The organism is Pseudomonas xionganensis (genome assembly GCF_009763245.1).
GTDB lineage: Bacteria > Pseudomonadota > Gammaproteobacteria > Pseudomonadales > Pseudomonadaceae > Aquipseudomonas > Aquipseudomonas xionganensis.
The window spans coordinates 275,819-289,179 of sequence record NZ_WKJZ01000003.1 but is presented as its reverse complement, the minus strand read 5'-3'; the positions used below and the strand labels follow the sequence as shown (position 1 = coordinate 289,179).

At 65.6% G+C, this 13,361-nt stretch carries 11 protein-coding genes; 3 read left to right on the top strand and 8 right to left on the bottom strand.

What is annotated here, in order from left to right:
• Window positions 1-2: 2 nt before the first annotated feature.
• The 3 genes from GJV18_RS16190 to GJV18_RS16180 form a co-directional block, all read right to left on the bottom strand.
• Entirely contained in the window at window positions 3-470 is a 468-nt protein-coding gene (locus GJV18_RS16190) for a GNAT family N-acetyltransferase (RefSeq protein ID WP_160347500.1), read from the bottom strand.
• 122 nt (window positions 471-592) lie between these two features.
• A complete protein-coding gene (gene eutC, locus GJV18_RS16185; protein WP_160347498.1) occupies window positions 593-1,396 on the bottom strand; it encodes an ethanolamine ammonia-lyase subunit EutC in 804 nt (267 codons plus the stop codon).
• A gap of 26 nt (window positions 1,397-1,422) precedes the next feature.
• Window positions 1,423-2,817, bottom strand: coding sequence for an ethanolamine ammonia-lyase subunit EutB (locus tag GJV18_RS16180; RefSeq protein WP_160347497.1), 1,395 nt, complete (start codon window positions 2,815-2,817; stop codon window positions 1,423-1,425).
• 246 nt (window positions 2,818-3,063) lie between these two features.
• Here GJV18_RS16180 and mpl point away from each other — a divergent pair, with 246 nt between their 5' ends.
• The 3 genes from mpl (at window position 3,064) to GJV18_RS16165 (ending at window position 5,429) form a co-directional block, all read left to right on the top strand.
• Window positions 3,064-4,416, top strand: a complete 1,353-nt coding sequence (mpl, locus tag GJV18_RS16175; protein WP_160347495.1) for a UDP-N-acetylmuramate:L-alanyl-gamma-D-glutamyl-meso-diaminopimelate ligase — start codon at window positions 3,064-3,066, stop codon at window positions 4,414-4,416.
• 103 nt (window positions 4,417-4,519) lie between these two features.
• Window positions 4,520-5,149 carry a flavin prenyltransferase UbiX gene (gene ubiX / locus GJV18_RS16170; RefSeq protein WP_160347493.1) on the top strand — a complete coding sequence of 210 codons (630 nt, stop codon included), beginning with the start codon at window positions 4,520-4,522 and terminating at the stop codon, window positions 5,147-5,149.
• Window positions 5,142-5,429, top strand: a complete 288-nt coding sequence (locus GJV18_RS16165; protein WP_160347491.1) for a YceK/YidQ family lipoprotein — start codon at window positions 5,142-5,144, stop codon at window positions 5,427-5,429. The genes ubiX and GJV18_RS16165 overlap by 8 nt, the downstream gene beginning before the upstream one ends.
• A gap of 263 nt (window positions 5,430-5,692) precedes the next feature.
• Here the strand turns inward: GJV18_RS16165 and GJV18_RS16160 are convergent, their stop codons facing one another.
• From GJV18_RS16160 to GJV18_RS16140, 5 genes are all read right to left on the bottom strand, one after another.
• On the bottom strand, window positions 5,693-6,559 hold the full coding sequence (locus tag GJV18_RS16160) for an MBL fold metallo-hydrolase (protein WP_160347489.1): 867 nt from the start codon (window positions 6,557-6,559) through the stop codon (window positions 5,693-5,695).
• 216 nt (window positions 6,560-6,775) lie between these two features.
• Window positions 6,776-7,954, bottom strand: a complete 1,179-nt coding sequence (locus tag GJV18_RS16155; protein ID WP_160347487.1) for an acetyl-CoA C-acetyltransferase — start codon at window positions 7,952-7,954, stop codon at window positions 6,776-6,778.
• Between the two features lie 278 nt (window positions 7,955-8,232).
• On the bottom strand, window positions 8,233-10,005 hold the full coding sequence (locus GJV18_RS16150; protein WP_160347485.1) for an acyl-CoA dehydrogenase C-terminal domain-containing protein: 1,773 nt from the start codon (window positions 10,003-10,005) through the stop codon (window positions 8,233-8,235).
• Window positions 10,006-10,080: 75 nt separating this feature from the next.
• Window positions 10,081-11,451 carry a solute carrier family 23 protein gene (locus GJV18_RS16145; RefSeq protein WP_160347483.1) on the bottom strand — a complete coding sequence of 457 codons (1,371 nt, stop codon included), beginning with the start codon at window positions 11,449-11,451 and terminating at the stop codon, window positions 10,081-10,083.
• Window positions 11,452-11,552: 101 nt separating this feature from the next.
• Complete coding sequence (locus GJV18_RS16140; RefSeq protein ID WP_160347481.1) at window positions 11,553-13,175, bottom strand: acyl-CoA synthetase; 1,623 nt, start codon at window positions 13,173-13,175, stop codon at window positions 11,553-11,555.
• Between the last annotated feature and the right edge of the window lie 186 nt (window positions 13,176-13,361).

Here is a 13,361-nt window from a genome sequence, read left to right as displayed (position 1 = left end):
GATCAGGTCGCGGTGGGGTCTTCGGTCACGGGCAGAACGAAGTTCTTGAACTCGGTGTCCTCGGTAAAGCCGATTGACTCGTAGAGCTTGTGCGCCACCTCGTTGTTGACGCTGGAGGCCACGCGCAGGCGCACGGCGTTAGTCTCCTTGGCCATCTGCTTGGCAGCCTGGATCAGGCGGTCGGCCACCAGCTGGCGACGGGCGTCCTGGCAGACGTAGATGTCGTTGAGCACCCAGACGCGCTTGAGCGACAGGGAGGAGAAGCTGGGGTAGAGCTGGCAGAAACCGAGAATCTTGTCTTCGTCATCGGCCATGGCCAGATAGATCACCGACTCTTTACGGCTGATGCGCTTTTCCAGAAAGCTGCGCGAGGAATCCGGGTAGGGCAGCTGGCCGAACAGTTCGCGGTAGTCGACGAACAAGGGGGTCAGCTGATCCAGATGTTCCAGGGTGGCTTGAACAATGCGCATGGTGAGCCTCGACTTGATCAGGTGGATGGCTTCGGCAGCTCATTGCACTGCCAGCAAACGAACCCGATGCTGCCTAAAGCTTTTGGAAAGTGCAATCCAAACAAGCGTTTGGTTACTGTGCCTCAATCCAGCAGGAAATTCGCCACTCGGCTTGTGCCGCTTAAGTGCGGCACTTGCGCTTCATCCTTAAGCTGCACACCCGACAACTGGCGACGCCAGGCCTCGCGCATCAGATACAGCAGGCGGTGGCTGGCCATGGCATAGCTCAGGCCCTCCAGGCGTATGTTGGAGATGCAGTTGCGGCTGGCGTCGGTCAGGCCGACCCGCGGTGCATAGGTGAAGTACAGGCCCAGGCTGTCCGGCGAGCTGAGCCCGGGGCGTTCACCGAGCAGGATCACCACCATGCGCGCGCCGAGGCGCTCGGCCACCTCGTCGGCCACTGCCACCCGGCCCTGGGTGACCAGGCAGGTGGGGGCCAGGCGCCAGCCTTCGGCGTCGGCCAGCTGTTCGATGCGCTGCAGCATGGGCAGGGCATGGCGCTCCACGGCCAGGGCGGACAGACCATCGGCCACCACCAGGGCCAGGTCATAGCCCTCGGGATTATTGGCCCGGTGTTGGTCCAGTCGCTCGGCGCACTGCTGGCTCAGGCATCGGCCCAGGTCCGGGCGCTGCAGGTAGGTGTCGCGGTCCACGGCGGCGCTGTGCAGCAGCAGGCTGGGACCGGGCAGGCGCTCGGCCAGCTCGGCGGCGGCGAAGGGCAGGTGCACGGCGTCCCGGGCCTGGGCGTGGGCCAGCTGGAAGTCCAGCTGGGCGCGGGTCGGCAGGCTGGTGCCGGCACGGCCCAGGGCGATCCGCGCCGGAGTCAGGCGACGCAGGGGTTGCCAGGCGTCTTCGCGGGTGCAGGCCAGGGTGTGGGGCTGATGCATGGGCAAGTCCTCCCGGAGGGTTTCGATCAGTTGGCCTGGGCCAGCGCCTGGCGGAAGGCGGGGGGCAGGCTGTCGCCCAGGTGTGGACGGCCCTGGGGCTGGGTCATGATGCCCATACGCTGTAGCCAGGCCTCGAACTCCGGGGCCGGGCGCAGGCCCAGGGTCTGGCGGGCATAGAGGGCGTCGTGGAAGGAGGTGGTCTGGTAGTTGAGCATCACGTCGTCGGAGCCCGGAATGCCCATGATAAAGGTGCAACCGGCCACCCCGAGCAGGGTCAGCAGGTTGTCCATATCGTCCTGATCGGCTTCGGCGTGGTTGGTGTAGCAGATGTCGCAGCCCATCGGCAGGCCCAAGAGCTTGCCGCAGAAGTGGTCTTCCAGGCCGGCGCGGATGATCTGCTTGCCGTTGTACAGGTACTCCGGGCCGATAAAACCGACCACGGTATTGACCAGAAAGGGCTTGAACTGCCGGGCTACTGCATAGGCGCGGGCTTCACAGGTCTGCTGATCGACACCATGGTGGGCGTTGGCCGACAGGGCACTGCCCTGGCCGGTTTCGAAATACATCAGGTTATGGCCCAGGCTGCCACGTCCGAGGCTCAGACCGGCCTCGTAGCCTTCCTGCAGCAGCTGCAGATTGATGCCGAAGCTGGCGTTGGCCGCCTGGGTGCCAGCGATGGACTGGAACATCAGGTCCAGCGGCACGCCGCGGTTGATCGCCTCGATGGCGCTGGTGATATGGGTCAGCACGCAGGCCTGGGTGGGGATCTCGTAGCGCTGGATGATGCCGTCGAGCATGCGCAGCAGCTCGCAGATGCTGGCCAGGCTGTCGGTGGCCGGGTTGATCCCGAGCATGGCATCGCCGTTGCCATACAGCAGCCCGTCGAACAGGCTGGCGGCGATGCCGGCGGCGTCATCCGTGGGATGGTTGGGCTGCAGGCGGGTGCCCATGCGCCCGGCCAGGCCCTGGGTGTTGCGAAAACGGCTGACCACGCGGACTTTCTGCGCCACCAGGATCAGGTCCTGCAGGCGCATGATCTTCGCGACAGCGGCCACCATTTCCGGGGTCAGGCCCGGGGCCAGGGCGCCCAGGCTGGCCTCGTCGGCCTGCTCGCCGAGCAGCCAGTCGCGCAGATCACCCACGCACAGGTGGCTGATTGGAGCGAAGGCCGCGGTATCGTGGCTGTCGATGATCAGCCGGGTGACCTCATCCTGCTCGTAGGGGATCAGCGCCTCGTCGAGAAAGCGCTTGAGCGGCACTTCGGCCAGGCACATCTGCGCCGCCACCCGCTCACTGGCGCTCCTGGCAGCGAGGCCGGCCAGGTAGTCGCCGGAGCGCGCCGGGCTGGCCTTGGCCAGCAGCTGGCGCAGGCTGTCGAAACGGTAGGTCTGGCCGCCGACGCTATGGCTGTAACTGGGCATCGTATCTCCAGGGTGACAAGGCGGTTGTGCGCCAAAGCAGTGCCGCGCTGACGGCCGCTGCACCGTATCGGCTGAACCTGCGGCGCGTATTGCGGCCAAACAGCCTGTTAGAGGCGTTTGCCACCTGCTAACGCAACCCCTGTGCCAAAACCTGACGCAATGGCCAGGCGCTGCCGCCGCCCAGGCGCTGTGCTAACCTGCGGCCACTGTTGAGGCAGCCGCTCGTGCGGCACTTTGAGGACAATCATGCATATCCATATTCTCGGCATCTGCGGCACCTTTATGGGTTCGCTGGCGGTGCTGGCCAAGGAACTGGGGCACCGCGTCACCGGCTCCGACGCCAATGTTTACCCGCCCATGAGCACTCAGCTGGAGGCCCAGGGCATCGAGCTGATCCAGGGCTATGATCCGGCCCAGCTCGATCCGGCGCCGGATCTGGTGGTGGTCGGCAATGCCATGAGCCGCGGCAACCCGGCGGTGGAATATGTGCTGAACAAGGGGCTGCCCTATGTCAGCGGCCCGCAGTGGCTGGCCGACCATGTGCTGCAGGGCCGTTGGGTCATGGCCGTGGCCGGTACCCACGGCAAGACCAGCAGCTCCAGCATGCTGGCCTGGGTGCTGGAACATGCCGGCATGAGCCCGGGCTTTCTGATTGGCGGGGTGCCGCAGAACTTTGGCATCTCCGCGCGCCTTGGCGACACGCCGTTCTTCGTGGTGGAGGCCGACGAGTACGACAGCGCCTTCTTCGACAAGCGCAGCAAGTTCGTGCACTACCGCCCGCGTACCGCCATCCTGAATAACCTGGAGTTCGATCACGCGGATATCTTCCCGGACCTGGCGGCCATCGAACGGCAGTTCCACCACCTGGTGCGCACCGTGCCGAGCGAAGGGCTGATCATTCACCCGGCCAGCGAAACGGCGCTCCAGCGGGTGATCGGGATGGGCTGCTGGACCCCGGTGCAGACCACCGGCGAAGGCGGCCAGTGGCAGGCGCGCCTGCTCAGTGCCGATGGCTCGCAGTTCGAGGTGCTGTTCGATGGCAAGGCCGAAGGCGTGGTGCAGTGGGAGCTGACCGGCCAGCACAATGTGGCCAACGCCCTGGCGGTGCTGGCGGCGGCGCGGCATGTCGGCGTGGTGCCGGCGCTGGGCATTGAGGCCCTGGGCCGTTTTATCAATGCCAAGCGGCGCATGGAGAAGGTCGCCGAGGTGAATGGCGTGACCATCTTCGATGACTTCGCCCACCACCCCACGGCCATTGCCACCACCCTGGACGGCCTGCGCAAGCGCATCGGCGATGCCAGGCTGATCGCCATTGTCGAGCCGCGCTCCAATTCCATGAAGCTGGGCGCGCACCGTGATGGGCTGCCGCAGTCCGTGGTGCAGGCCGATTCGGTGTACTGGTACGCGCCGCCGAATCTCGGCTGGGATCTGGCTGGTACCGTGGCGACCTCGACCGTACCGACGCAGGTCTGTGATTCTCTGGAAACGATCATTGCCGGGGTCAAGGCCGAAGCCGCGCCGGGCACCCAGATCGTGGTAATGAGCAACGGCGGCTTTGGCGGCCTGCATGGCAAGCTGGCGGCGGCGCTGACGAACTGAGGCAGTGGTGGAAAAGCCTGCGGCGTTTTCCACCCTACTGACCATGCAAGCCCTGTAGGGTGGAAAACCGCGCAGCGTTTTCCACCACAACCGAGGAATCTCGATGAGCGGACCCGAACGTATTACCCTGGCTATGACCGGCGCTTCGGGCGCCCAGTACGGCCTGCGCCTGCTCGACTGTCTGGTACAGGAGGAGCGCGAGGTGCACTTTCTGATCTCCAAGGCCGCGCAGTTGGTGATGGCCACCGAGACCGACGTGGCCCTGCCGGGCAAGCCCCAGGCCATGCAGGCGTTCCTGAGTGAATACACCGGCGCCGCGCCCGGGCAGATTCGCGTGTATGGCAAGGAGGACTGGATGGCCCCGGCGGCCTCCGGCTCCGGTGCACCGACGGCCATGGTGGTGGTGCCCTGCTCAACCGGGACCCTCTCGGCCATTGCCACGGGGGCCTGCAACAACCTGATCGAGCGCGCCGCCGATGTGGCCCTGAAGGAGCGGCGCCAGCTGATTCTGGTACCGCGCGAGGCACCGTTTTCCAGCATCCATCTGGAAAACATGCTCAAGCTGTCCAACCTCGGCGCGACCATCCTGCCCGCCGCGCCGGGTTTCTATCACCAGCCGCAGACCATCGATGACCTGATCGATTTCGTCGTGGCGCGCATCCTCAACTGCCTGAATATTCCCCAGGACATGCTGCCGCGCTGGGGTGAGCATCATCTGAGCAGCAATGAGTAAGCGCGCGCTGCTGGTGCTGGCGGCATGGTCGCTCACCGGCTGCGCCACGGTGGCCACCCTGGACGCCGCCAAGCCGGGCGCGCCGCTGGTGTATGCCGGCAGCCGCCTGGATCTCTATGCCCTGCAGGGCGGCTGCTGCGCGCGTGAGCGCTTCGGCGCCGAGGCGCCGCGCTATCCGGGGTTGGATCTGCCGGCCAGCCTGCTGCTGGATACGGTGCTCTTGCCCTTTTCCTGCGCCGCAGCGCTGGGGTTGAATCTGGGCGTTAGCGGCGGGCTTTAGCAGGCTTTTGAAAAACTACCTCGGCTTTGGCTCCCGGCGTTGCCCTACCTCCTGCATCCATGCAGTCGTGCGTTGCCATTGCAGCGTTAAAAACAGGCTCAGAATGCTCATTTACACTTCGTAAACTGCGCTTCTTCGCCTGTTTTTGCCTTGCGCTGACTGCCTCGTCTACGTTTTTCAACGGCCTGCTAGCCGGCCTGGTGCGCACGGCGCACCCTACCCGCTCCCGTAGGGTGCGCTGTGCGCACCGATTCGCAACCGAGTTATTCGGCCAGTCCACGCACCTCCGTCTGGGTCTGTTCCAGACCATAACGACCCTTGGCATCGCAGATCACCCGGCCCATGGCCACGTCCGGGTCGTGGGTAAACACCAGGCGCCCGCCACGGCCGATCAGGTCCGCCAGCAGGGCTTCCTTCTCCTCGATCAGGCCTTCGGGAAAACGGTCGTAACCCATGGTGATGGGCAGGTGCACCCAGGGCGCGCCGGGGATCAGGTCGCCGGGAAACACCACCGGGCCACCGGCCATGGCCACTTCCGGCAGCAGCTGGCCCGGGGTGTGGCCGTCACTCCAGTGCAGGCGCCAGTCGGGGCCTAGCAGCTCGCAATGCTCGCTTTCATCGATCAGGTGCAGACGGCCGCTGGCTTCCAGCAGCTGCAGCAGCTCCGGGATATAGGAGGCGCGATCCCGTGCATGGGGTGCACAGGCGCGCTGCCACTGGCGGCGGCCGGTGATGAACTGGGCATTGGGGAACAGCAGGCGCGCGGGTTTCTCCTCTTCCCAGGCGGCGAGCAGGCCGCCAGCGTGGTCGAAGTGCAGGTGGGTCAGCACCACGATATCGATATCGGTATCGCTCAGGCCCGCCGCCGCCAGGCTATCGAGCAGCACATGACGCTCTTCCTGCACACCGAAGCGCTGTTTCAGCTCCGGGCTGAAAAAGGCGCCGATGCCGGTCTCGATCAGGATATTGCGCCCGGGCTCCTGCACCAGCAGGGCGCGGCAGCCGAGGTCGATGCGGTTCAGCTCGTCCGGCGCCATCCAGCGCTGCCACAGGGCCTTGGGCGCGTTGCCGAACATGGCGCCGCCGTCGAGTTTCTGGCTGTTGCCGGTGAGGGTGGTGAGGGTTCGCATAGGCTTCTCTGGTTCTTGTCCGGGGTCGCAGGTTGGATCGGTAAAGCCTGACCCACTTCAGGGGAATATGGCCATTGGACCAAGGGGTGATGGGGATGTTGATACCCATCGATTCCGGCCTGGTGGATCGGTGCAGCGTGATCCACCCTACGTGATGCCCGCATCGGGCGTAGGGTGGATGTCGCTTTTTACATCCACCGGCTCCCATGTTCCAGGCTAGCGTTCGATGACCAGCGCCACGCCCTGGCCACCACCGATACACAGGGTGGCCAGACCGCGGCGGGCGTCGCGGCGGATCATCTCGTGGATCAGGCTGACCAGGATACGGCAGCCGGAGGCGCCGATGGGGTGGCCCAGGGCGATGGCGCCGCCGTTGACGTTGACCTTGGCGCTGTCCCAGTGCAGTTCGCGGCCGACCGCGATGGCCTGGGCGGCGAAGGCTTCGTTGGCTTCGATCAGATCCAGCTGCTCCAGGCTCCAGCCGGCCTTTTCCAGGGCGCGGCAGGTGGCGAACACCGGGCCGATGCCCATGATCGCCGGGTCGACGCCGGCACTGGCGTGGGCCTTGATCCGCGCCAGCATCGGCAGGCCCAGGGCGGTGGCCTTGTCGGCGCTCATCAGCAGCACGGCGGCGGCGCCGTCGTTGAGGGTGGAGGCGTTGCCGGCGGTCACCGTGCCGTCACGCTTGAAGGCCGGGCGCAGCTGGCCCAGTGTTTCCGCACGGGTGCCGGGGCGTGGCTGCTCGTCCTGAGCGACGCGCAGTGGCTCGCCCTTGCGCTGGGGGATGTCGATGGGCGTGATCTCGCCGTCGAAGCGCCCGGCCGCAATGGCGGCGCTGGCGCGCTGCTGGGAGCGGGCGGCAAAGGCATCCTGCTCGGCACGGCTGATGCCGTACTGCTCGGCCAGGTTCTCGGCGGTGATGCCCATGTGGTAATCGTTGAAGGCATCCCACAGGCCATCGTGGATCAGGCTGTCGAGCAGCTGGCCGTGGCCCAGGCGCTGGCCATTGCGTGAGCCATTGAGCACATGGGGCGCCTGGCTCATATTTTCCTGGCCGCCGGCGATCACCACCTCGGCATCGCCACAGGCGATGCTCTGGGCGCCGAGAATCACCGCCTTGAGACCGGAGCCGCAGACCTTGTTCAGGGTCATGGCCGGGACCGTATGGGGCAGTCCGGCCTTGAGCGTGCTCTGCCGGGCCGGGTTCTGCCCACAGCCGGCGCTGAGCACCTGGCCGAGTATCACTTCGTCCACCTGCTCGGCGGCCAGGCCGCTATCGGCCAGCAGGCTGCGGATCACGGCGGCGCCGAGGTCCACGGCGGGCACACTGCTCAATCCTCCACCAAAGGCGCCGATGGCGGTGCGACGGGCGGCGACAATCACGACTTCACGCATAAAGAGTCCTCGCCGGATGGGTATTGAGCCCTCCGGTGCTGTATTCGGTGTGCACAGCCTGGTCGGCCCCACGACACCTTGCTGAATAAAAAGGCGCGGCGCCTCGGTGGGGGACGCCGCGCAAACGCTCAACGTGTAGGAACCGGTTCATGGCCTTGCGAGCTAGAGCCATGCAAGGCACAAACAGACGAGGGCGCGGAGTTTGCTGGTGCAAATGAGCAGGCCGAGTCTGTTTGTAACGCAGCAGGGCCGACGCGCAGCTGGCCATGAGTCGGTTCTCAGAACTGCTCGGCGGCCAGCCCATACAACGACTGCGCACCGGCACGAATACTGGCCTCCAGCCCCAGGCTGCGCGGCAGCAGGCGGGCGAAGAAGAACTCGGCGGTGGCCAGCTTGGCGCCGTAGAAGGCCGGGTCTTCGCTCAGTCTGCTCTGCGCCACGGCGGCCATACGCGCCCACATCCAGGCATAGGCGGTGTAGCCAAACAGGTGCAGGTACTCCACCGAGGCCGCGCCGGTTTCATCGGGGTTGCCGGCGGCGACCTGCTGCAGCCAGGCGCTGGTGTCTTCCAGGCGCTCGACTGCGGCAAGCAGCTGCGCGGCGTAAGGCGTGTCGGGTTGCTCGGCAAAGCGGCGAATCTCAGCGGTGAACTGGCGCAGCGCCACGCCGCCATTGGCGATGACCTTGCGCCCGAGCAGGTCGAGGGCCTGGATGCCGTTGGTGCCTTCGTAGATCTGCGCGATACGTACATCGCGCACCAGCTGCTCCTGGCCCCATTCGCGGATATAACCGTGGCCGCCGAACACCTGCTGGCCGTGGATGCAGCTCTCCAGGCCGTTGTCGGTGAAGAAGGCCTTGGCCACCGGGGTGAGCAGGGCGACCAGGGCCTCGGCAGCCTGGCGCTCGGCGGTATCAGGGCTGAACTTGGCCAGGTCCAGCTGCTGCCCGACATAGCAGGCAAAGGCCCGGCCGCCTTCGGTCAGGGCCTTGCTGGTGAGCAGCATGCGGCGCACATCGGCGTGCACGATGATCGGGTCGGCGGCCTTGTCCTGCGCCTGCGGGCCGGTGGCGGCGCGGCTTTGCAGGCGTTCGCGGGCATAACCGACGGCGGCCTGATAGGAAGCCTCGGCGCAGCCGATGCCCTGGATGCCGATGGACAGGCGCTCGTAGTTCATCATGGTGAACATGGCGGCCAGGCCCTTGTTCGGTTCGCCGATCAGGTAGCCGCTGGCGCCGTCGAAGTTCATCACGCAGGTGGCGGAGGCCTTGATGCCCATCTTGTGCTCGATGGAGCCGCAGCTCACGGTGTTGCGCGCACCCAGGCTGCCATCGTCACCCACCAGCACCTTGGGCACCAGAAACAGCGAGATGCCGCGGGCGCCGGCCGGGGCATCGGGCAGCTTGGCCAGCACCAGATGGATGATGTTCTCGGTCAGGTCCTGTTCCCCGCCGGTGATAAAGATCTTGCTGCCGCTGATGCGGTAGCTGCCGTCGGCCTGGGGTTCGGCACGGGTGCGGATCAGTCCCAGGTCGGTGCCGGCATGGGCCTCGGTCAGGCACATGGAACCGGCCCAGCGACCCTCGTACATGGGCGGCAGGTAGGTGTTTTTCAGGTCGTCACTGGCATGGGCGTCGATGGCCAGGCAGGCCCCGGAGCTAAGCGCCGAGTAGAGGGCGAAGCTGGAGCCGGCGCCGTAGAGCATTTCCTCGAAGGCCACGGCGAGCATCTTGGGCATGCCCATGCCGCCGTACTGCGGGTTGCCAGACAGGCCCACCCAGCCACCCTGGATATAGGTGGCGTAAGCCTGCTTGAACCCGGCCGGCGTGCGTACCTCGCCATCCGCCCACTGCGCCCCTTCCTCGTCGCCGCTGCGGTTGAGCGGGGCGATCAGGGTGCCTGTGACCTTGGCGGCTTCTTCCAGAATGGCGTCGGCGGTGTCGGCATCGACGGTCTCGGCCAGGGCCGGCAGGCGCGCCCACAGTTCGGGGGCGGCAAAGACTTCATGCAGGACAAAGCGCAGGTCGCGCAGCGGGGCGTTGTACTCGGGCATCGACAGCTTCTCGCAGGCAGGGCCGCGCTAGGCGCGGCAGGTGATAAAAAGGGCCCGCCGGAGCGGGCCGCAGGGTCAATCGGCCTCGGCTTGGCCGTTGACGGAGGTTTTCGTGGTGAACCTGAGCAGGTGGGTACGCTCCACCAGGATGTACAGCGCCGCACCGGCCGCCAGGCCCCAGCCGGCGCCGTACACGGCCAGGACCACACCCATGGTGCCGGCCACGCCGCGCTCGGTGTTGTTGCCCAGCTGCTCGAAGCCCACCATCAGGCAGATATAGCCGGTGAGGATCAGGGTCAGGGACAGGGCGATCGGCAAGACCGGCTGGAAGAAACTCACCAGCGGCAGGGCGAACAGGGCGATAAAGCCGGTGATCCAGAAGGTGCCGGCGCCGCTGTAGATCGAGTCCATGGCCTTGCGCCCGTACTTGTAACGCTCGGCCATGGTCGCCGCCACGGCGGTCCACAGCGGCCCGGCCAGGCCCGGGTAAGGGGCGAAGAAGGCGTGCAGGGCGTTGCGGATGGCAGTCACCAGGTGCACGCGGTCGATATTGTTCTCGATCACCTCGTCGGTGCGCAGCTCGTCGGCGCGCTGCATCAGGGACTGGCCGACGATGATGTCGCCGAAGGCAATCACATAGGCGATCACGGCGGTGGGCACGGCCAGCAGAAACACATCCAGGCCGGGGAAGCCTACGTTGAACGGCAGGTAGTTCCACATCTCGGCGAAGGCCGGCGCGGTGATGCCGAACTTCACGTCGGGCATCTTGTACTCGCCCACACCGATGCCGATAAAGATGGCGATCAGCATGCCCGGCACCATGCCGTAGTTGACGATCTTGCGCGCGAAGGGCAGGCGCTCGGTCAGGCCCTTGAACGACACCGAGAACATCAGGTAAAGGCAGATCAGGCTGCCCAGCACCAGGGAAATCGGCGTATTGGCCAGGCGTCCGCCGGTGGAAATCTCGCCCATCAGCGCGGCGATACCGGCGCCGATGATGATGCCGCCCTTCATCGAGTTGGGGATCAGCCGTACCAGGGTGCTGCCCAAACGGGTCACGCCGAGAATCAGGAAGATCACGAACACCAGAAACTGCAGGGCGAACAGCGCCTGGATCGCCGCAGGACCCGGCTCGAAGTTGCCGAGAAAGAGCAAGACCACGGGAATCCCCGGGGTGATCCAGCCGGGCACGAAGGGCACGCCGAGCAGCGCCGGCAGCATAAAGCCGATGCCGCACACCACCACATAGGCCAGGGCCACGTCATAGGGCAGGCCGAGGTACTTTTCCAGCAGCGGGATCATCGCCAGGCTGACCACGAACATGATCAGGGCCTGGAGCATTTCCGCGGTTTCCCAGCGGTAGTGCACGAAGGGCAGGCGTACCTTGAACGGGCCCAGGGGCCAGTGCGGTTGTTCGGCCCCGTCGGGGCGCTTGAAGATTTGCATGGGGGTTCTCCGTCGGCCCGGAGGCCGGTTCTTGTTGTTGTGCAAACGGTGTTATTCACGTCCCTCCGCCATAGGCGGCAGAGGGTTGAGAGAGGGATGATTCAGAGCGCCTTGGCCATATCGCGCAGGACGAACTTCTGGATCTTGCCGGTGCTGGTCTTGGGCAGCTGGGTGAAGACCACGGTCTTGGGCACCTTGAAGCCGGCCAGGTGTTCGCGGCAGAAGGCGATGATGTCGGCCTCGCAGGTCGCCTGCTGATCCACCTTGAGGGTGATAAAGGCGCAGGGGGTTTCCCCCCACTTCTCGTCCGGGCGCGCCACCACGGCCGCTTCCAGCACCGCCGGGTGGCGGTAGAGCACGCCTTCCACCTCGATGGTGGAGATGTTCTCGCCACCGGAGATGATGATGTCCTTGAGCCGGTCGCGGATTTCCACATAACCGTCCGGGTGGCACACCGCCAGGTCGCCGGTATGGAACCAGCCACCCTCGAAGGCCTCGCTGGTGGCGCTGGGGTTCTTCAGGTAGCCCTTCATCACGGTGTTGCCGCGCATGAAGATCTCGCCGATGGTTTCGCCATCGCGGGGCACCGGCTCCAGGGTCTTGGGATCGCCCACCATCACCCCTTCCAGGGTCGGGTAGCGCACGCCCTGGCGCGACTTGATGCGCGCCCGTTCATCCAGTGGCAGTTCATCCCATGCGGCATGCCAGGCGCATACGGTGACCGGGCCATACACCTCGGTCAGGCCGTAGACGTGGGTAACCTTGATGCCCATTTCCTCCACCGCGCCGATGACCTTGGCCGGTGGTGCCGCGCCGGCCACCATGGCATTGACCGGATGTTCGATGGCGGCCTTGGCCGCAGCCGGCATATTGACCAGGGCGTTGAGCACGATGGGCGCGCCGCACATATGGCTGACCCGATGCTCGCGGATCAGGTGCAGGATCTTCTGCGGATCGACGCGACGGAGGAACACATGCACCCCGGCCAGGGCGGTGATGGTCCAGGGGTAGCACCAGCCGTTGCAGTGGAACATCGGCAGGGTCCACAGGTATACCGGATGGTTGCCCATGGCCCAGGTCATCTGGTTGCCCAGGGAATTGAGGTAGGCGCCGCGGTGGTGGTAGACCACGCCCTTGGGGTTGCCGGTGGTGCCGGAGGTGTAGTTGAGGCTGATCGCCTGCCACTCGTCATCCGGCCACTGCCAGGCAAAGTCCGGGTCGCCTTCGGCCAGCAGGGCTTCGTAGTCGAGGTCGCTGACCGCCTGGCCTTCGCCGTATTCCGGGTCGTCCACGTCGATCACCAGTGGCGGGTGGTCGAGCATGCCGACGGCGGCGCGGATCACCTCATGGAACTCGCGGTCGGTGATCAGCACCTTGGCCTCGCCGTGCTGCAGCATAAAGGCGATGGCCTCGGCGTCCAGGCGTACGTTGAGGGTGTTGAGCACCGCGCCGATCATCGGCACGCCGAAGTGCGCTTCGAGCATGGCCGGGATATTCGGCAGCATCACCGCCACCGTGTCGCCCTTGCCGATGCCGCGGCCGGCCAGGGCCGAGGCCAGGCGTCGGCAACGCGCGTAGGTCTCGGCCCAGTCGCGGCGGATCGAACCATGGATCACGGCCGGGTAGTGTGGGTAAACGCTGGCGGTGCGCTCGATAAAACTCAGGGGCGAGAGGGCGATATGGTTGACGGCGGCAGGCGCAAGGCCCTGTTCGTAGATCGACATGCGAGTACCCACGGCAGATTGAATGCTCGGGAGCCTGCGTGGCTCCGCTATTGTTCTGGGTGGATTTTATAGATCAATTCATATTTTTATGGAAGTTAAACCATAGTTGTATAGAATAACTACTATATTTTTAGCGCGAGTCAGGCCTTGGTCGAGTTGCATTCATCGCCAGGGCCGCCGATGCTG